Raw genomic sequence first — 19,914 nt, 5'->3', positions numbered from 1 at the left:
TTATTTCCACTCTGAGCTCTTGCTTAACGGTAACTTGTCCCAGAAATCGGACTTGTTGACTTGCCGGGCCCGGGCGATCCCCATGGCGTGGTAGGCAATATCCTTGGTAATGGTGGAACCGGCGGCGATAAAGGAATGATCCGCAATTTCCACCGGCGCGACAATGTTCGAATTGGAGCCGATGAAGGCTTTGTCGCCAACCGTGGTGTGCCATTTCTTCACGCCATCGTAATTAACGAAGACGACCCCGCAGCCGACGTTGATATCGCTGCCCAGGGTGGCATCGCCGACGTAGGACAGATGGCCCAACTTGGTGCGCGCCCCCAGCGTGGCGTTCTTCACTTCGCAGAAGTTGCCGATGTGGACGTCTTCGCCGATGTCGGCCTTGGGCCGTAAGTGGGAATTAGGGCCGATGTCGCTGCCCCGGTGCATCGTGGCCTGTTCAATGGTCGAACTGGTAATGTGCACGTTATCTTCAATCGTTGCGTCCACTAACAGGGAGTGTGCGCCAACGACACAATGCCGGCCAATGGTGGTCTGGCCTTGAATCTGCACACCGGGTTCAATGATCGTATCCTGACCGATCTGCACCCCGACATCAATATAAGTCGTCGCCGGATCGATCATGGACACCCCATTCATCATGAAGTCGTGGTTGATCCGCTGCTGCATCACTTTAGTCGCGGCGGCCAAGGCCACCCGGTCGTTAACGCCCATGGATTCTTCAAAATTCTTCATCCGGTAAGCCGCAATGATGCCGCCGGCCTTCCGCATGATGGCGATCACGTCGGTGAGGTAATATTCACCCTGGGCGTTATCGTTGGTGACTTGCTTCAACGCCGCAAACAGGGCCTGGTTGTCGAAGCAGTACACACCGGTATTGATTTCTTGAATGGCTGCTTCTTCGTGGCTGGCATCCTTTTGTTCCACAATGCGTTCCACGATTCCTAAGTCGTTGCGGACAATGCGGCCGTAACCCGTGGGATCCGGCGCTTCGGCAGTCAGAATCGTTGCCTTGGCGCCCTTCTCCGTGTGGTATTGCAGCAACTTGTTCAGTGTCGCGGCGGTCAACAGCGGTGTGTCCCCGCTGACGACCAGCGTGACGCCCTCTTTATCCGCCAGGAGCGGGGCCGTTTGCAGCACTGCGTGGCCGGTACCCAGCTGCTCCGGCTGATCCGCATATTCAGTCCGGTCGCCCAGTGTTTTCTTAACATCCTGGGCATCATGGCCAACGACGGTAATGATTTTTTCCGGTTGCACTTGACTGACCTGGGTCAATACATGTTCAACCATCGTCCGGCCGCAAATCTTATGCAGTACTTTATGCACATCCGACTTCATCCGGGTGCCCATACCAGCGGCTAAGATCACGACATACCTTGGTTCCATTCAGAAACCCCCTGCTTTCTCACAAATTGTCCGTATTCAATGCATATCATACAGGAAAATGCGCCCTAACGCCATATGCAAACGGGATGACGAGACGCAAAAACAGCCCTGGCACGGAGAAACAAAGATGGTTCTTCGTACGCCGTGCCAAAGCTGCGCAAGCTACGGCGGATGGGGCTGGCGACGCGCAGCAAGTGCGAAGCCGAAGGCGTAGCTAACCATGACGGCGTTTTGAGCCCGCTACGCGGTCTCAAAATCGCCTAACAACATCGGCGGCAAAGCCGCCGTGTTGTTTCCATGGCTGAGCCCCATCCGCCTCCGCTTGCTCCGCATTGGCACTACATTCTTCAGAATCCTAACCTTGTTTTCGTACCTGGACTGTATTAACTGCAACGATTTCCTAACGTTCGGTCACGGCTTGGGTCAAATCTTCCAAGAACGTGGTTTTTTCTAAATAATTGCCTGGATTGGCGACGATGGTTTGGGCGTCGGTGTCCACATCGTCCACCCGTAACAAGGAAGAATAATCAGACACCATGGGTTTGCCGGAGAAGATGGCCTCGGCGAAAACGGCGATGCCAACGAGTTCCGCATCGAATTCATTGATCAGGGTGCGCATGCCGTTGACCGTGCCGCCGCCCTTCATGAAGTCGTCAACGACCAGGACCTTGGCGCCTTCACGCAAGGAGCGCTTGGACAGCTCCATCTTTTCGATTCGATTGCTGGAACCGGACACGTAGTTCACACTGACGGTGGAGCCTTCGGTGACCTTGGAGTCCCGCCGCACAATGACGAATGGCACGTTCAAATAACTGGCGGTCGCCTGGGCAATGGGAATGCCCTTGGTAGCCACGGTCATCACGACATCCACCGGCGTCCGAACATATTGGGTGGCGATCAGCCGACCGATATCGTTGAGTACCGTGGGTTGGCCCAGGAGATCAGACAGATAGACATACCCGCCGGGCAGCAGGCGCTCTTTCTCAGCCAGCCGAGCGGCCATCGTTTGCAAGAATGTTTCCGCAAAATTGCGGCTCACTGCGGGAATGTAGCGGACACCGCCAGCGGCGCCGGGAACAGTTTGTAAAATACCCGTGCCCCGGGTCGCAAAGGTCCGTTTTACGATTGCCAAGTCTTCACTGATCGAAGATTTGGCCGATTCATACCGGGCGGAGAAGAAGGTCAAAGGGATCAGGGTCTTGGGGCGGGCCATTAAGTATTGGGTAATATCGATCAAGCGTTCACTACGTTTTACTTTCATTGTGCAATCCTTTCAGTGGGCAATTTCCGTGTATTTTCTCTATTTTCTCTGTTATTGTTCGGAAAGTCAAGAAAGAATTCGTATCCGTTAACAATCGATAACCATTATAATATACTAGAGTATGTACTGAGGTTCCTAAGAAAGGAAGAGTTCAATGGCACATAAGACGTACACGGATTACTTTTTCGACAAGAGTGCTTTCAACACGTTGGATGGGGGCTATGTTCCGCTGACCGTCAATCATGACGCACCGGCTAAGCCGCTGGCCATTCCGGCGCTGCATCCCGCCGATAGCGAGGACGCCAACCACGTGGAATATACCGTAACCGCTCGCACTGGCGAAGTGCAGATGCTGCCAGGCAAGCCGACCAAAACGTGGGGCTATGACGCTAACGTGCTGGGCCAGACGATTGTCTTCAAAGAAGGCCAGGATGTGACCATCCACCTGAAGAATGACCTGCCGGAATTGACCACGTTCCACTGGCACGGCTTGAATGTGCCAGGGCCCTATGTTGACGGCGGCTGCCACGCCCCGGTCTATCCGGGCGAAACCAAGGACATTCAGTTCACGGTGAAACAGCCGGCGGCCACACTGTGGCTCCATGCCCACCCGTGTCCCGAAACGGCGGTCCAAGTCTATCACGGTTTGGCCGCGATGGTCTTGGTGCAAGATGCTGAAGAAGCAAAGCTGCCCTTGCCCCGCAACTATGGCGTGGATGACATCCCCGTCGTCTTACAGGATCGGCATTTCAATCAGGATAATCAATGGGATTACCAAGCGGATTACGATCCCGATGGCGTCCAGGGGCCCACGGCCGTAATCAACGGAACGGTCAACCCGTACTTTGACGTGACCACCACCCGGGTGCGCCTGCGCCTGCTGGATGGCGCCAACCGCCGGGAATGGCGGCTGCACTTCGGCGACAACCATGAGTTTGCGCAAGTGGCTTCCGATGGCGGTATTTTACCCAGCCCGGTCTATTTCACCCATTTGATGCTGACCTGTGCTGAGCGGGCCGAGATCGTCGTAGACTTCAGCGACTATGCCGTGGGCGATACGGTTGCCCTTTATTCCGACGATGTGCCGTTGCTGACTTTCCGCATCAAGGCCAAAAATGATAACGGTCATGGTGAACTGCCCGAGAAATTGGCGGACATTCCCCGGCTGCAAGCAACCCCAGGGCTGCCGATTCACAAAGTTGTCATGTCCGGCATGGATGAAGCGGTGGAAATCGATGGCAAGAAATTCGATATGCAGCGCATCGACAGCACTCAAGACCTGGGTGTCACGGAAATCTGGGACGTCACCAACACCAACGATATGCACGGCGGCATGATTCACCCGTTCCATATCCACGGCGGGCAATTCCAGATTATTTCCCGGGACGGTCATGATCCGTATCCCAACGAATATGGATGGAAAGATACCGTCGGGGTGAATCCCGGCGAGCACGTCCGCTTCGCGATGAAGTTTGACTTTGCCGGTGTCTACATGTATCACTGCCATATTTTGGAACATGAAGACGGCGGGATGATGGCTCAGATCGAAGTCATCGACCCCAGCGAGCCGCGGCCCAAGTACAAACTAATGGATCACCACACGTTGATGACGGCCTTCGCCAAAGAACGCGGCGTCAGCATGGATGAGATGTGGATCGGCGCCATGAACTCGTATAAAAAGATGGGCATGCACATGTAACAGCTGCCCAACAGAAAAGCAGATTTCTCGATTGCTGGGAAATCTGCTTTTTTTGGTTACTGCGTGTTTTTATCGCCCGGCCGCTCGATAAATTGGACCCGGTCCTGGAGCACATCGTGAATGGCTTGCAGGCGTTTGATCGTGTCGTCCAAGGTCAAATAATAATACACCTTGTTCTTCTCTTTGTACGCATCGATCATGCCGATATCCTTGAGGATCTTCAAGTGGTGTGAGGTTGCGGGCTGCGACATTTTGATCTCGTCGGCCAATTCATTCACTGTCAGCCCATGATCTGACTTATCCCCCAGCAGGAGCAGCAGCTTCTGCCGGGCGGGACTGGCCAAGGCATTCAGATGGCCGATATCCGAGCGGAACTCAGCGGCGGTACGTTCTTGAATTTTCTTGACTTGTTCTGCTTTACTCTTTTTCTTTGCCATTATTCTGCTGTAACTTCCTTTGTTTGGCGTTTGAGAGGACGGACAACATAGACTTCCGGGACAAAGCCCCGCAAGCCGTTATAAATACGCTGAGCCCGGCTATGGGTGGCGGCGATGCCAAAAACGGTCGGACCGGTGCCGGTCATTTGTGCCGTCAGCGCACCGAATTGACGCATCTTTTGGCGGATCCGGCGAATCTCCGGAATTTTATCCTCCGTGATAGTTTCCAGTGCATTGCCCATGCCGCCGGCCATCAGCGGCAGATTCTGGGCCTGGATGCCGGCAATCACCCGCTGGGTATCCGGATGGGGCAAGCGCTCCGGCCGAGCGGCCTCATTCAATATTTGCGGCGTCGACACTGGCACCGGCGGTTTGGCAATCACCACCCAGCAATCCGGGGTTTGGCCCAAGGGGTGGATGATCTCGCCCCGGCCAGTGACCAGGGCTGTTTCGCTATAAACGCAAAACGGCACATCGGAATCCAGTGTGAGACCCAATCGGGCTAACGCCGCTCGGTCGAGGCCCAACTGCCAGAGGCGATTCAAGGCACGCAAAACCGCGGCGGCATCCGCGGACCCGCCGCCCATTCCAGCTGAAACCGGAATATGTTTTTCAATGTCGATGGTCACCCCGGCATCCGGGGCATATCGTTGTTGCAAGAGCACCGCCGCCCGATACGCCAAGTTGCGGCTGTCTTCGGGTAAAAACAGGCTGTCTGTGCGCACGCGTATCCGACCGTCCGCCCGAGGCGTGAGGTGGATCGTATCGTGCAGGTCAACACAGGTCATCACCATTTCCCATTCATGCAATCCGTCTGCGTGGACATAGAGGGCGTCCAGCGACAGATTGATCTTGGCGGCTGCCCGTTCCATTATTTCGCTCATAGTCTCCACCGCAGTCTTTATTGTAGCTATTATATCGAATTATAAGAGGCGATGCCACCGAACAAGGTTGAAAATGGGCCTTCTACTGCCGTACCAAGTGCTCCGCAAGCTGCAGCACCAGATACGCAGAAACTGCATGACAATCGATTGTTCCCACTCTTAGCCCAAACCCAGATACAAAAAAAGGCGCGCCTTGAAGCCGCACCCAAGAAACATCATTTGGTTAACATGTCGTTTTATTCGTATTGGCTGTGCCATCATCGAAGTTTATTTCGATGGACTTGGTCAACAGATCCGTGTAGGTATAAGATACGCGTTTGAACGCATTGGTCGCCGGGTCTAGATCTACGACGAACACCGCTGGATAGGTTTCCTTCAAAATCCCGTGGCGTCGCGTGATCTTTTTCCGTCCTGCCTGAGCCACAACGGTTAAATTGTCGCCCAAACGCTCATCCAAACGATGTTTGATATTCGCGATTGTAATTGGCATCGACTCACCCCTCAATGACCTTCATTATACCTGTTCAATGAAATAAAGTCAATAAATTCAAAAAATAATGAGGCGAAATCGCGATTTATTTTAAGCAGTATCTCATTTTTGTTCGGATAACTTTTTACTCAACACTATAAATTCCGCAATGGAAACAGTTTCAGCCCGAGCGGTTGGCGCAACGCCTGCCTGAGAAAATGCAGCAGTCAATATGGCGCGATGTGCCGGCGTCTTGCCGTACCAATTCAGCAGATTGTTCATGATCGTTTTTCGCCGCTGAGCAAAGCTGGCGGTCACAACTTGATTGAAGTACGCCTGATCCGCTGCCGGGACGAGCGGTTCGGTCAGGAAGTCAAAGACTACGACGGCGGAATCCACTTTGGGCGGCGGATTGAATGCCGTGTGGGAAACGGTCATGGCGATCCGGGCCTTAGTCCGAATCTGCACAGCAATACTCAGTGAGCCGTATTCTTTGCCCCCTGGTGCCGCGGTGATTCGATCGGCCACTTCCTTTTGCATCATCATCACCATCCGCCGAATCGGCAGGCCGCTTTCTAGGAAATGCATCAAGATCGGCGTCGTCACATAGTACGGCAGATTAGCGACAATGTTCAATTCGGGGGCCAGGGCCGATAACTGAGCCGGGGTAGCAGCCAGGATATCCTGGTGGACGATGTCAATATTCGTATAGTCATGCAGGGTGTCTGCCAACACCGGCAGCAAACGCTGGTCCAGCTCGAAGGCTGTGACGTGCCCCGCTGCCTGGGCGAGGTATTCGGTCAACGCGCCGATCCCTGGGCCGATCTCAATCACTGCATCCTGCTTGGTCAGCTCGGCAGCATCAACAATATCTTGCAGCACCCGCCCGTTCGTCAAGAAGTTCTGGCCGAGGCTCTTCTTCGGCCGCAGGTGATACTGGGCCATAATCTCCCGCGTCCGGGCCGGATCAGAAATCCGCAAATCGTCAGTCATGGATAGTATCCTTTCTGTCTGTTCCAGGCCACGCGCGCACTGTCGCCCCCAACTGGGCCGGGGTAATGGCGAAAGCGTGGAGCCGTTTCAATAGTTGTTTGCCGTTCACGTGGCCCAGGTGCAGGGTGTCAGCCACGTAATTGCGCAACGCCGCAGCATTGGGCGTGCCAGTCAGCCCAAGGTGGAGCAGGTCCTCCTCGGTGACTGGATCGGCGGTATTCGGCTGGCTCACCGGCGTGTACACCTGAGCCAAAGCAGCGCGAATTGTCGCATTGCTGGCGTGCTCAACGCCGATGGTCCCCTGCTTCACCGGGATCCCGGCCTGGCGGGGCAAAAAAGCTTGTTTGGCATCGGGGACGGCAGCCAGGATCTGGCGGCGGATCTTCTCCCCGGGATGATCAGGATCCGTGAAGATAATGATCCCCCGCTTGGCCTGGGCTTCTTTGATCGCCGCCAGTGTATCCGGCGGCAGGGCAAAGCCGTGGGTCTCAATGGTATCCACCGGCCCCAGGGCTTCCTGGAGCCGTTTGGTGTCGTCACGCCCTTCCACGATGATCACTTCTTTGATCATGCTGGTACCTCCGTGATCCGAAAAATCCGTTCGGTATTGGCAAAGGTCTGGGCCGCCAGCGTATCCGCGGGGACATCCCGCAGCTGGGCCAAAAAGGCGGCTGTATCCGCGGTAAACGCTGGTTCGTTGCGTTCGCCGCGATGGGGCAGCGGGGCTAAATACGGTGCGTCAGTCTCCACCAGCAACCGGTCCGCCGGCACCAACTGAGCACTGGCTTGAACGTCCTGGGCATTTTTATACGTCACCACACCGCTGAAAGAAACGTACATGCCCAGCGCCAGAAACTTCTCCGCCCACTCTGGACCGCCGTTGAAGCTGTGCATGATGCCGCCAAATTCTGTCACGGCACTGCGGCGTAAAATATCGTACGTGTCCTGCATCGCCTCCCGGGTATGGATCACCACGGGTTGGTGCAATTCGGCAGCCAACGCCAGCTGGCGGGCAAAGACTTGGCGCTGGACCGGGTGCGGGCTGGAGTCCCAGTGATAGTCCAGCCCGATTTCGCCGATGGCCACGGTCTTCGGTTGGGCCAGCTGGCTGCGCAGCACCTTTTCAGCGGCCGGCGTATACAGCCGGGCACTCTCCGGATGCCAGCCCACAACGGCGTAAAGATGGGCAAAACGCCGAGCCAAATCCAGGGCTCCCTGGTTTAGCTCGGCGTCACTGCCCACGATCGCCATATGGGTCACTCCGCGCTCAGCAGCCCGGGCGACATAGTCGGCCTCGTGCCCCGCAAACGCGGAATCATTCAAATGGGTATGGGAATCAAATAAAGAAACGATCGTGATTTCCTACTTTCTGCATTACCCGACTAACGAGCCGTTAGTCAAGCTGTCCGGAACCGTCAACAACTGGATCTTACCGTCATGCTCCGCAGACAGCAGCATGCCCTGGCTAAGCTCGCCCCGCAGCTTGCGGGGGGCCAAGTTAACGACTGCCAGAACTTTCTTCCCGACTAAGGATTGGAAGTCCGGATAATACGCGGCGATGCCGGAAATGATTTGCCGATGGGTAGGATCGCCAGCGTCCAATTCGAACTTCAGCAGCTTATCAGCGTGGGCCACTTTGGCCACGTTGATGATTTGGGCCACCCGAATCTCGGTCTTGTCGAACGTATCGAAATCGATCTGGTCCTTCATATTATGCAAATCTGTGGCCAAAACGTCGAACTTGCCGGATTTCTGTTCATTCAAATCCTCAACCACAGCACTAGAATCCTTCTGTTCAGCGCGCATCTGCTGCTTGATGTAGTTGACCTCGACATCGGCATCCAGCCGCGGGAAAATCGGTTCGGCGTGATCGGTCACCGTGATGCCGGCCGGAAATGCGCCCCACTCCGGCTTGTCCGCGACGGCCGGATCGGCGTCGGCCAGACCCAGCTGGGCAAACATTTCTTTCGGCGTATGGGTCATCACTGGCGCCACCAGCACGGCGACGAGCCGCAGGGATTCCGCCAAATGGGCCAGGACACTGTCCAGGGCCTTGGCGGTCTTATCGCTCTTGGCGAGCTTCCACGGTTCAGTTTCGTCAATGTACTTGTTGGCCCGGTTGATCAGGCGCCAGACTTCATCCAACGCATTGGGGAAGCGGAAGTGGTTCATGTCGTCGTCGTAAGCCACCAAGACATCGCTGGCTGTGGCAACCAGATCATCATCGACCTCGGTTTGACTGGACAGATCCGTCGGCACATGGCCATCACGATATTTGTTGATCATCGCGATCGTCCGATTGAGCAGGTTGCCCAAATCGTTAGCCAGGTCATAATTGATCCGGTCGATGAAGTCCTCCGGGGTGAAGACACCGTCGCTGCCGAACGGGAAAGCGCGCATTAAGTAATAGCGCAGGGCATCCAAACCGTAACGCTTGACCAGCATTTCCGGATAAACGACGTTGCCCTTAGACTTGGACATCTTGCCGTCTTTCATCAACAGCCAGCCATGGCCGTATACCTGCTTGGGCAATGGCAACCCCAGCGCATGGAGAATGATCGGCCAATAAATCGTGTGGAAGCGGACAATTTCTTTCCCCACGAATTGAACATCTGCCGGCCAGTATTTCTTAAATAAGGAATCATCATCGCTGCCGTAACCCAGCGCGGTAATATAGTTGAGCAGCGCGTCAACCCAGACGTACACCACGTGCTTCGGGTTGCTGGGAATCGGCACCCCCCAATTGAAGCTGGTCCGGGACATGGCTAGGTCTTCCAAGCCGGGCTTGATGAAGTTATTGATCATCTCATTCTTGCGGGACTCGGGTTGAATGAAGTGGGGATGATCCTTGTAGTATTGCAGCAGCCAATCGGCATATTTGCTCATCTTGAAGAAATAAGATTCTTCCTTGACCAGCTGGACGTCGTGACCAGAGGGGGCCTTGCCGCCGATGACCTTGCCATCCTTGTCCCGGTAAACTTCGGCCAATTGGGTCTCGGTGAAGTATTCCTCGTCGTCCACGGAATACCAGCCGACATACTCGCCCAGATAGACGTCGCCTTGCTTGATCAGCTGCTCAACGATTTTTTGGACCGCTTTGACGTGGTAATCATCTGTGGTCCGAATGAACTTGTCGTTGGAGATGTCCAGCATCCGCCACAGCTTCTTGATATCGGCCGCCATGCCGTCCACATATTCCTGGGGCGACATATGCAGTGCTTCGGCCTTCTGTTCGATCTTCAGGCCATGTTCGTCGGTGCCGGTGAGGAAGAAAACGTCGTAACCGCGCATCCGTTTATAGCGCGCCAGCGTATCGGCAGCGATGGTGGTGTAGGAATTGCCAATGTGTAATTGCCCAGACGGGTAGTAGATGGGCGTCGTGATATAGAAAGTGGGTTTTGCTTCAGACATTAAAATAGAGCCTCCATAGACGGTTGCCGCCAACGGGGAAATGAGCCCCGCCCGGTCTGCCTTTATAAGTGATACTTGGTTTGACACATGGGAATAGTATAGCACGTCCTAGGCGGCAGCTAACTGCTTAGATAGAAAGCCGCTACTATAGAACGTTGGTTATATATCGAATCCCAATTGGCGCGGATTCAGGTCAGTGAATGATAACCCGAGAATCTTTTGCAGCATCAGCGCGTTATCCGCCGCGTCGCCGCCGGCATTGTTGTTGAAGATAATTGTCGTGGTCTGGGCTTGGGCAGCGACCTTTTGGACTGCGGCAGCGATTTCGTGGAGTTCTTGGTCGTTGTAGCGGTACAGCGTCCGCTTACGCCGCCAGCCGGCGCCGGGATTTTGCCAACCGGCTAAATTACGGCCGTGGAGACGGAAAAAGGCCTGCTGCTGGTCTGTCACCGCGGGATAAAACGGCACGCTGTTGCCCTGGGTCGCCGGTTCATCGGCGATGGTCAGGCTCATATGCAGTTCTTGCAACAGCAACATACTTTCTTTGACGAGCGCGGGTTTATACCACGTATTGTTCCGCCACTCCACCGTCAGCGGCCAATCGCCGAATAAATCGCGCAGCTGGCGAAGATACAAAATATTTTCTCGACTGACCGTGAAGAAAGGCGGGAATTGCAGCAAGACGGCCTGCAATTGCCCATGGTCATGCAATTCCTGGAAGGCCGCGCGAAAGGCGTTGACCGTCGCCGGCAAGTCAAATTCCGTCACCCGTTCGTGCTTGGTAATGATTCCGTTGGCTTTCACAATGAATTGAAAAGACGCTGGCACTTGCAAGCGCCAGTTATGGACGACGAGAGGCTTAGGAATCGCATAGAATGCCGTGTCGACTTCCACGACGGGAAAGAATCCGGCATATTCGCTCAAGGTGAGTTTTTTCGTGCCGCCAAGCAGACTGGGATGTTCCGTCCACGTGGTCAAACCAATTGTAATTGCCATTTACACCAAATTCCCTTCATTATCTCGGGCCACACTGGCTGGATCCAATAGGGTGAAATCCGTCAAACGTTCATCCACAAAATCCGTGTGGACATAAATTGCGTCAGCATCCATCATCTGGGGAATCAGCCGCTGGACATCGGCCACGACGCCGGTGTTATCCGCCCGAGTCAGCCATTCGGGACTGAAGGGTTGTAAAATACCCTCACGCATCCACTGGGGATAACGGGATTTCACGATGGGTTCCTGCAATTGTGCCTTGAATAGGTAGATGCCGTCGCGGAACGTCCCATCAACGTACCAATCCATCAGGCCCAATTGGCTGATGTCGTAGTCGGCCGTTGCAATCGTTGTTTCTTCCAGAATCTCCCGAGTTGCCGCAGCCACCGGTGTTTCACCGGCTTCAACTTTACCGCCGATGCCGTTCCATAGACCGGGATACGGGGATTTGAAGCGATTCAACATGAGGACCTGCCGACCGTCGGTAATCAGTGCGAGTGTGTAACGATATTTTGCCATGAGATACCACCCTTTCTGTCTGCTATATCTATTAGAAGACAAATTGAGGGAAAAGGAAAGGCTGGCTGCCTCCCCTAAACGGGCTCCGGCCGACAGCAGCTTAGCAACAGCCTTCGCCTAAACGGGCTCAGGCGACCAGAAGCTGGGGGATAAGGACGGCAAGGCAAAAACCCAAAACCAGGGTTTGTGCCTTGCCGTCCTTATCCCTACGCTTCTGAGCGGTCGCCTTCGCCCTCTCTCTTGGTCACATTGCACAAAACCCTAGGGTATCTTTGAGCGGGTTGGTCATTGTCACTGCAATCGGTTTCAATTATGATGTAAACGTAAACAAGTAAAGGAGACACAAATTATGGTAAAAGTTGATTTGGACCACATTTATAAGGAATACCCAGATGCCGAGGAAGGCGTCTACGCCGTTGCTGACTTTGATCTGCACATTGAAGACCGAGAATTCATCGTTTTCGTAGGCCCGTCCGGGTGTGGTAAGTCAACCACCCTGCGGATGATTGCCGGGTTGGAAGATATTTCTAAGGGCGACCTGAAAATTGGTGGCCAAATCATGAACGATGTGGCCCCTAAGGACCGGGACATCGCCATGGTCTTCCAGAACTACGCCTTGTATCCGCATATGACCGTGTTTGATAACATGGCCTTCGGCTTGAAGCTGCGGAAATATGAAAAGGCCGACATCAAGAAGCGGGTTGACGATGCCGCGCAAATCTTGGGCTTGACGGATTACTTGGATCGTAAGCCAGCGGCTCTGTCTGGTGGTCAACGGCAGCGTGTTGCGTTGGGCCGGGCCATCGTCCGGGACGCACCGATCTTCCTGATGGACGAACCGTTGTCTAACTTGGATGCCAAACTGCGGGTAACGATGCGGGCAGAAATTGCCAAATTGCATCAACGGTTAAAGACCACCACCATCTATGTAACCCACGACCAGACTGAAGCCATGACCATGGCGGACCGGATCGTTGTTATGTCCATGGGTAAAGTTCAGCAAATTGGTACACCGGCTGAAGTTTATGATCGGCCGAAGAACGAATTCGTTGCCGGATTCATTGGTTCCCCTGCCATGAACTTCTTCAACGTTCATCTGAAGGATGGTCATATTGCTGACGGCAAGGGCCTGGACCTCGAAGTACCCGAAGGCCGTTTGAAGATTTTGGAAGACCAAGGGTATAACGATAAAGACCTGGTATTGGGTGTTCGGCCTGAAGATATTCATGCTGAAGAAGCCTTCATCGAGACCTTCCCGAATGCCACCGCCAAGACGACCGTTGTCGTATCTGAGCTGCTTGGTGCCGAATCCATGCTGTATGCTCGGGTTGACCAAACTGAATTCGTTGCGCGGGTTGACGCCCGGGATTACCACAAGCCTGGCGATACCGTTGAAATGGCCTTCGACCTCAACAAGGCCCACTTCTTCGATAAGGAAACCACTGACGCTATTTACTCCAGCGCCACAGCGAACGACGAACAATAATCACGACCGGTAACTGCCAGAACCTCCTCGCTGGCAGTTAGGTCAATCAAAAAATCGCTGACAAGCTGATGCTTGTCGGCGATTTTTTTGTGCTGCTAGGCTAAATTTTCGCCATTGCTCTGAATGACTTGCTGATACCAATAAAACGAATCCTTACGCAGCCGGGCCAAGGTGCCATTGCCATCATCGTCTTGATCCACATAGATAAAGCCGTACCGTTTGGACATTTCCGACGTGGATGCACTGATCAGGTCGATCGGACCCCACGTCGTGTAACCCATCAGCTGGACTCCGTCCCGGATGGCTTCCTTCATCTGAGCAATATGCCCGCGCAGATAGTCGATGCGATAGTCATCATGGATCTTACCGTCAGTGGTCACTTCGTCTTCCGCACCAAGTCCGTTTTCCACCACGAACAGCGGCAGCCGGTAGCGGTCCCACATTTCGTTCAGCGAGATCCGCAATCCCACCGGATCGATCTGCCACCCCCACGCGCTGGCTGGCAGATACGGATTCTTCTCGCCCAGGGCAAAGCCCTCCTGGAATTGGGTCACGTTGAGGGCCGGTGAGGCAACCATCGACATGTAGTAACTGAACGAAATAAAATCCACGGTGCCCTGCCGCAAGATTTCTTCATCATCGGGCGCCAGCACCAGCTGTACCCTGTTTTCGCTGAAAAAGCGATTCATGTATTCTGGATACTCACCCCGGGCCTGCACATCGGTATAAAACAAATTCAGCTGGTCCGCGAACTGAGCCGCCCGGACATCCTCTGGATCGGCGGTTTTAGGATACGTCTGCATCCGAGCCAGCATGCAGCCGACCTTGGCCGCCGGATCGATGGCGTGGGCCTGTTGGACGGCCCGAGCGCTGGCCACAAATTGATGATGCAGCGCTTGGAAGCGCAACTGCGCTTTCTCTGCCAAGGGCAAGTCCGCATCCACCGCCCCGGTCCCGGTCGTACCATTTTGAATCGCATTAATCTCGTTAAACGTCAGCCAGTATTTCACGATCCCCTTATACCGGTTAAACAGGACGGCCGTGTACCGCAGAAAGGCCTCGATCGTCGCCCGGCTGGCCCAGCCGTTCTGTTTCAGGGTCAGCCCCAAAGGCGTCTCAAAATGGGAGATTGTGACCACTGGTTCGATGCCGTGTCGGCGGCATTCGGCAAACACCGCATCATAGAAACGCAACCCGGCTTCGTTGGGTTCAGCGTCGTCCCCCTTGGGAAAGATCCGCGCCCAGGAGATCGATAGGCGAAAAGCTTTGAAGCCCATTTCGGCGAACAGCGCAATATCCTCTTGATAGTGGTGATAGAAATCGATTCCCCGCCGTTTGGGATACAGCGTATCCGTTTTGTCGGCCACCGCCACCGCAATACTGTCAGCAGTCACCGGGGTGCGGCGAAAATGCAGCCGGTCCGTCGCCTTTTGCACCACTTCAGCCGTGGTCAAACCCTTGCCGTCCAGATTCCAGCCGCCTTCGACTTGGTTCGCCGCCGTCGCGCCGCCCCACAGAAAATCCTTGGGAAATGTTGTTGGTATATCGGTTTTATACATCGTATCGTCCTCTCCTAAACCAGCGTGAGCAGTGTATCAGCCGTGGTGACAGTCGCCGCATCGGTGACCGTCACTTGGTGGTAGTGCGCACTGTTCGTCACGATCACCGGCGTCGTGACAGAAAAGCCGGCCGCATGGATCGCCTCAATATCAAATTCAACCAGCGGCTGGCCCACCGTGACGGCCTCGTCCTTTTTGACCAGCACGCGGAAGCCCTTGCCCTGCAGATTGACGGTGTCCATACCGATATGCATCAGCAGTTCCACCCCATCCGTCGTATTCAAGCCCACGGCGTGACCGCCGGGAAAGACCAGGGCCACGGTGCCATCGGCAGGGGCGCGCAGGATACCGGCCGTGGGCTCAATAGCGGCACCCCGCCCCATGGCTTCTGAAGCAAAAACCGTATCCGGCACTGCACTCAGGGGCAATACTTGACCATTCAAGGGACTGTTTAAGGAAGTCGCCTGGTTGTACCGGACATGAGCCGGCTGTTCCGAGGCCGCGCCTACTGGGGCTGCGTCTGTCCCTGCAACAGCCAGGGCCACGTTGCCGACCGCTTCCGGCGCGGCCGGGGTGACCGCCGCCTCTGCGGTACCTTCTTCTAAATCATTATCCACATACTTCCGACCAAAGAGATATTGCAGGACAAAGCCCAGGATCAACGCGCCCACGATGGCCAGGAGCATCCCGTAGAAATCCCAGCCCAGGCCGGTCTTCGGGTTCAGCTTATTGGGAATCCCGAAGATGCCTAGACCGCCCATCATGTAACTGGCACTGCCGACTAAACCGAGCACGCCGCCGCCAATTGCCGCTGCGATACAGCTCAAGGTAAACGGCCGTTTGCGCGGCAGAGACAGCCCGTAAATCGCCGGTTCGGTGATCCCAAAAATACCAGAAATCACCGCAGGAATACCGATACTGCGAGTCTTTTTGTTCTTCGTCTGCATCGTGATCGCCAGCACCACCCCGGTTTGGGCGAAGGACGCCGCGAAAGTCAGGGCCAAAATCGGATCGAAGCCCTGGGTGGCAATATTGGTCATCGCCACTGGAATGAAGCCCCAATGCATCCCGAACATGACGAAAATCTGCCATAGACCGCCCATAAGCAGCCCAGCCACGACCGGGCTGAAGTTATACACGGTCAAACACACATGGGAAATGATGACACTGGTCCAGGTCGCCACCGGACCGATCACCAATAGGGTCAGCGGCAGCGTGATCAGCAATACCGTGAACGGCACCAGGAACGTCTTTACCGCATCCGGGATGATCTTGCGGGCTGCTTTCTGAATCTTCGACGCAAACCAAACGGCCAGCAGCACCGGAATGACGGAGGACGTGTAGTTCATCATCACCACGGGAATCCCGAAGAACGTAGTGTGGATCGAGGATTCGAAAATCGTCCCGGAAAATAGGGTGAACAGCGTGTCCTTGCTGGAATTCATCGCCACGATAGCCGGATAGCACAGCGTCGCGCCAATGGCCAGGCCGACAAAATGGTCCAGCTTGAATTTCTTCGCCGCAGTATAGCCGAGAATGATGGGCAGAAAGTAGAAAAATTCATCTCCGATGGCGTTGAGGATCTGATACGTTCCGCTCTCCGGGGACAGCCATTTGAAAGCCACTGCCATAGCGACAAATCCCTTGATCATCCCCGTCGCACTCAGCACACCGAGCAAGGGGGAGAAAATGCTGGAAACCAGGTCGATGGCCCGGTCCATGAACCGCATATGTTCCTCTTCCTCGTCGTCCGGCACAGCGCCGTCGTTGGCAAAGCCGCCGACACTGATCAGATTGTCGTAGACATCGGCGACGTTATTGCCAATGACCACTTGGTACTGACCGCCGGACTGGACCACGGTGATCACCCCGTCGGTGTGTTCTAATACTTTCGTCTGGGCCTGCTTCGTGTCCCGTAACTTGAAACGCAGGCGGGTGGCGCAGTGCACGACCGAGCGGACGTTATCCTTGCCGCCGACGCCGCGAATGATTGCTTGGGAAAGATTGGTATAATCCATAATCGAATGCTCCTTTACTTGAAAAAGAGAATAAAAATAGCCAAGACTGCACCGCCCGAACCAACTGCTGGCAGCAGCGCCGGGATGCGGGTCTTGGCTGATGCTTGGGCCATTGCCCAATAACACGCCAATAATCAGTTGTTAAGCCTGACGGACATGGGTCACCCGCCAAATATGAATCGTCAGATAGACCTGCTCGTTTTCCGAGAGGACCCAGTGATGCTGCTGGTATAAAAACTGTTTGATGCGGCCCACCGTCTGGTAGACGCGGGGATACTTTTCTTGGAGCAGCTGCAGCAGGTCATCATCCAACCGCACCGGTTCGCCCTCCTCGCCAGCCGCCGGATTAGCCGCATGGCGGAAAAAAGCCTCCAAGTGAACCAAGAAGCGGCTGTAACTGAACGACTCCGTGTCCAGAGTCATCCCCTGATCCCGTTCCACAATCTGGATGACGGCGCCGATCAACCGGGTCATCGCCATCGTATCCTGCACCTGCTCCTGCTTGTTGGCCGCATTGACCAAATGCAGCACCAAGGCTGGTACCTCGGCTATGGTGAATGACCCATATTTCTCCAAACTGGTAATGTGCCGGACCAGCCGCTTCGCCAGAGCATACTCCCGGGGATAGAGCCGCCGCAGCTGCCAAGACATAGCGTTATCCGTCAAAACCAGACACTGCTGCATCCGTTTGAGTACCAGATCCAAGTGATCCGCCAAGGCCAAATACTGGTGTCGGCTGAACTGGACCGTCAACTCCCGTTCCGCCGCCCGGACGATCATTTCCGTGAGCGTCACCGCCCGGGGATCAAAATGCTGCAGCTCATGCCATTCCGCATTGTTTTGCGCATCCGAGATAAAGCGGCGCTGAACCATGTCCGGCGGAATATCGTCGCCCCGTTTCTTCCCAAACCCCACCCCGCGACCGATCACCACAAACTCCCGATCGCGGGCATCTTTGACCAAAGCCACATTGTTGCTGAGGCTCTTGATAAACAGCACGGCCGTCACATCCTTCCGAAAACAAAACCCACATGGCGGATTTTGGCATACCAACGCGGTACGCCAAAAATACGCTATGTGGGCTAATGCCTGAATCTCAGTTCAGTGACACGCTTCATCTCGAAAAAAGTATATCATCCTGATGAAAACGGTGTCAATGGGCGGCCAATAAATAACTGCCGTTTTGTTGTTCCGTATCCTAGTCCCCTAGTCCGCGATCCAGCTACCATAGTCTGCTCGGGCAAATTGATCACCGCCAAGATTATAATAATCCTGACCGTTGATCGTCTTCTTTCCGTAAGTCACCCACCGAGAACCAGCGGGAATAATTTTTTGCACCTTCAATGCGCCATTGTAAACCGCGATACCCCACGTCGGATGGTCACTATAGTGCACGGTGAAGGTCCCTTTTGTCACCGGATTGGTCAGTGTGACATCACTAGCCTTGACGTACTGCTTGCCACCGAGATTGTATGCCACGATTGTGCCAGCACTATTGGTGACCTGACCAAAAATTTTCCAGGACGAATTGGCGGCCAGTGTTCGGCCGATTTGGTTTATGGTTTCCTTGTCGGAATATAGTGGAATACCAGCTTGAGCTGTGACGTAAGCAATGCCGGAAGCCGGCGATTCAGTCAACATTTCGACTGTTTGCGCCGGTGTAGTGCTGGGATAGGTTGGCGTTACTGGTTGCGTTGGCTTGGTCAGTGTTGCTGCCACTGTACTCAAATCAGTCACCGCCTGGGCTAACTGTTCGATTGTTGCGTTATCTTTATTCAATAATCCGGTTGCCGCATCAAGGGCCTGTTGGAAAATACGAATATTCGCGGGTGTATACTCGCTGGCGTGATTGGCGATTAATGCCTGACCATTGCGAATGGCAGTTTGCAAACGTATCCGCGCATCATTGGTATCTAGAATATTGCCGCGAGTATCAGCAAAACCAGCATGATATCCAGTCCGATACGCATTACTCTTGGAACCAAAAGTATCACCGGTTTGTTCCTGGCTACCTTTTGCAGCGTCCGCTTGGCCGGCGGCATAGCCCTGCTCATAGGTGCCATTGGTCTTTTGATACGCATAATATGCTTGCTTGTATGCGGTCTGATAATCTGGGCCATTATCTGTCAGATCAGTCATTGCCTTGCCATCTTGCGCATCTTGCGCACCTGCCGCCGCCCCGGCATCGGCACTGTTCTTAGTCTTATCTGCTTCAATAAGCTTAGCTGCAAGCTTAAAGGCATCATGGTACACATCTCTGTATGCTTGCGTCTTGTCTGCCAGTTCAGTATCGGTTTTCTCTGGTGCACCACTTGCCGCATCGGCACCTGCCGCGTCAAAACCAGCCAACTGATCTTGTGTTGTTGCGACAATTTTTTCGGCCTTATCTAGATTGTCGATTATTGTCTGACTTGTATCAGCAGCGGTTGCAACAATCTGATCACTGAAACTTGAAAGCTGGAAATCACGTTAAACATGCGTGGTTCCTGGCTTTTTTGGCAAAAAAATAAGCGCAGACTCTCCTGCGTTGTATACTTGATTCGACCAAAAATCTGATACAGAGGAGAGCCGCGCCATGAATATTATAGAACATACACGGACTGAATTGGGACTTAAGAACATCATTCTTCGTTTTTCGTCACTCGTGGGCTTGAGCAAGCTGACAAAAAAGGCGAATTTTAGAAGACGCTCATCAATTTCACTGACCAAGGTGCTGGCATGGCTGATCCAAACCAAGTTTTTGGGCCGTTCCCTTTACCGAGCGATGCCCGATCCGGATTGTACGATTCGGAC

General features: G+C 54.3%; 17 protein-coding genes and 1 pseudogene. 3 read left to right on the top strand and 15 right to left on the bottom strand.

Annotation, left to right across the window (positions count from 1 at the left end; translation table 11 throughout):
- Nucleotides 1-1,389, bottom strand: coding sequence for a bifunctional UDP-N-acetylglucosamine diphosphorylase/glucosamine-1-phosphate N-acetyltransferase GlmU (gene glmU / locus H627_RS0108520; protein ID WP_027828618.1), 1,389 nt, complete (start codon nt 1,387-1,389; stop codon nt 1-3).
- A gap of 400 nt (nt 1,390-1,789) precedes the next feature.
- Nucleotides 1,790-2,650 carry a pur operon repressor gene (gene purR / locus H627_RS0108515; protein ID WP_027828617.1) on the bottom strand — a complete coding sequence of 287 codons (861 nt, stop codon included), beginning with the start codon at nt 2,648-2,650 and terminating at the stop codon, nt 1,790-1,792.
- 154 nt (nt 2,651-2,804) lie between these two features.
- Here purR and H627_RS0108510 point away from each other — a divergent pair, with 154 nt between their 5' ends.
- Nucleotides 2,805-4,349 carry a multicopper oxidase family protein gene (locus tag H627_RS0108510; protein WP_027828616.1) on the top strand — a complete coding sequence of 515 codons (1,545 nt, stop codon included), beginning with the start codon at nt 2,805-2,807 and terminating at the stop codon, nt 4,347-4,349.
- A gap of 56 nt (nt 4,350-4,405) precedes the next feature.
- On the opposite strand, the gene H627_RS0108505 is transcribed toward H627_RS0108510, so the two are convergent.
- From H627_RS0108505 to H627_RS0108465, 9 genes are all read right to left on the bottom strand, one after another.
- The gene (locus tag H627_RS0108505) at nt 4,406-4,786 is read right to left on the bottom strand and encodes an ArsR/SmtB family transcription factor (RefSeq protein ID WP_051225300.1); all 381 of its coding nucleotides are present in this window, start codon (nt 4,784-4,786) and stop codon (nt 4,406-4,408) included.
- Nucleotides 4,786-5,670: a 4-(cytidine 5'-diphospho)-2-C-methyl-D-erythritol kinase gene (ispE, locus tag H627_RS0108500; protein WP_035440424.1), complete on the bottom strand. Its 885-nt coding sequence runs from the start codon at nt 5,668-5,670 to the stop codon at nt 4,786-4,788. The genes H627_RS0108505 and ispE overlap by 1 nt, the downstream gene beginning before the upstream one ends.
- 223 nt (nt 5,671-5,893) lie before the next feature.
- A complete protein-coding gene (locus tag H627_RS0108495) occupies nt 5,894-6,160 on the bottom strand; it encodes a Veg family protein (protein WP_027828613.1) in 267 nt (88 codons plus the stop codon).
- 102 nt (nt 6,161-6,262) lie between these two features.
- Nucleotides 6,263-7,132: a 16S rRNA (adenine(1518)-N(6)/adenine(1519)-N(6))-dimethyltransferase RsmA gene (gene rsmA / locus H627_RS0108490; protein WP_027828612.1), complete on the bottom strand. Its 870-nt coding sequence runs from the start codon at nt 7,130-7,132 to the stop codon at nt 6,263-6,265.
- Nucleotides 7,125-7,703 carry a ribonuclease M5 gene (gene rnmV, locus H627_RS17610; RefSeq protein ID WP_051225299.1) on the bottom strand — a complete coding sequence of 193 codons (579 nt, stop codon included), beginning with the start codon at nt 7,701-7,703 and terminating at the stop codon, nt 7,125-7,127. Before rnmV ends, rsmA begins: the two co-directional genes overlap by 8 nt.
- Nucleotides 7,700-8,485: a TatD family hydrolase gene (locus tag H627_RS0108480; protein WP_035440421.1), complete on the bottom strand. Its 786-nt coding sequence runs from the start codon at nt 8,483-8,485 to the stop codon at nt 7,700-7,702. Before H627_RS0108480 ends, rnmV begins: the two co-directional genes overlap by 4 nt.
- Before the next feature lie 21 nt (nt 8,486-8,506).
- Nucleotides 8,507-10,543, bottom strand: a complete 2,037-nt coding sequence (gene metG / locus H627_RS0108475) for a methionine--tRNA ligase (protein ID WP_027828610.1) — start codon at nt 10,541-10,543, stop codon at nt 8,507-8,509.
- A gap of 159 nt (nt 10,544-10,702) precedes the next feature.
- Complete coding sequence (locus tag H627_RS0108470) at nt 10,703-11,539, bottom strand: DUF72 domain-containing protein (protein ID WP_027828609.1); 837 nt, start codon at nt 11,537-11,539, stop codon at nt 10,703-10,705.
- On the bottom strand, nt 11,540-12,058 hold the full coding sequence (locus H627_RS0108465; protein WP_027828608.1) for an NUDIX hydrolase: 519 nt from the start codon (nt 12,056-12,058) through the stop codon (nt 11,540-11,542).
- A gap of 349 nt (nt 12,059-12,407) precedes the next feature.
- Here H627_RS0108465 and H627_RS0108460 point away from each other — a divergent pair, with 349 nt between their 5' ends.
- Nucleotides 12,408-13,544, top strand: a complete 1,137-nt coding sequence (locus tag H627_RS0108460; protein ID WP_027828607.1) for an ABC transporter ATP-binding protein — start codon at nt 12,408-12,410, stop codon at nt 13,542-13,544.
- A gap of 95 nt (nt 13,545-13,639) precedes the next feature.
- On the opposite strand, the gene H627_RS0108455 is transcribed toward H627_RS0108460, so the two are convergent.
- The 4 genes from H627_RS0108455 to H627_RS0108435 form a co-directional block, all read right to left on the bottom strand.
- Complete coding sequence (locus H627_RS0108455) at nt 13,640-15,103, bottom strand: glycoside hydrolase family 1 protein (protein WP_027828606.1); 1,464 nt, start codon at nt 15,101-15,103, stop codon at nt 13,640-13,642.
- A gap of 14 nt (nt 15,104-15,117) precedes the next feature.
- The gene (locus tag H627_RS0108450; RefSeq protein WP_027828605.1) at nt 15,118-17,121 is read right to left on the bottom strand and encodes a beta-glucoside-specific PTS transporter subunit IIABC; all 2,004 of its coding nucleotides are present in this window, start codon (nt 17,119-17,121) and stop codon (nt 15,118-15,120) included.
- 141 nt (nt 17,122-17,262) lie between these two features.
- Nucleotides 17,263-18,120 carry a PRD domain-containing protein gene (locus H627_RS0108440; RefSeq protein ID WP_027828604.1) on the bottom strand — a complete coding sequence of 286 codons (858 nt, stop codon included), beginning with the start codon at nt 18,118-18,120 and terminating at the stop codon, nt 17,263-17,265.
- A gap of 207 nt (nt 18,121-18,327) precedes the next feature.
- Nucleotides 18,328-19,470, bottom strand: coding sequence for an SLAP domain-containing protein (locus H627_RS0108435; RefSeq protein WP_027828603.1), 1,143 nt, complete (start codon nt 19,468-19,470; stop codon nt 18,328-18,330).
- 226 nt (nt 19,471-19,696) lie between these two features.
- Between H627_RS0108435 and H627_RS20490 the strand changes: the two are divergent.
- Nucleotides 19,697-19,914 (top strand): annotated as a pseudogene (locus tag H627_RS20490) (IS4 family transposase); the annotation flags it as partial.

The sequence above is a fragment of the Schleiferilactobacillus harbinensis DSM 16991 genome (assembly GCF_000425885.1).
Taxonomy (GTDB): domain Bacteria; phylum Bacillota; class Bacilli; order Lactobacillales; family Lactobacillaceae; genus Schleiferilactobacillus; species Schleiferilactobacillus harbinensis.
This window is presented reverse-complemented; position numbering and strand designations above follow the sequence as displayed.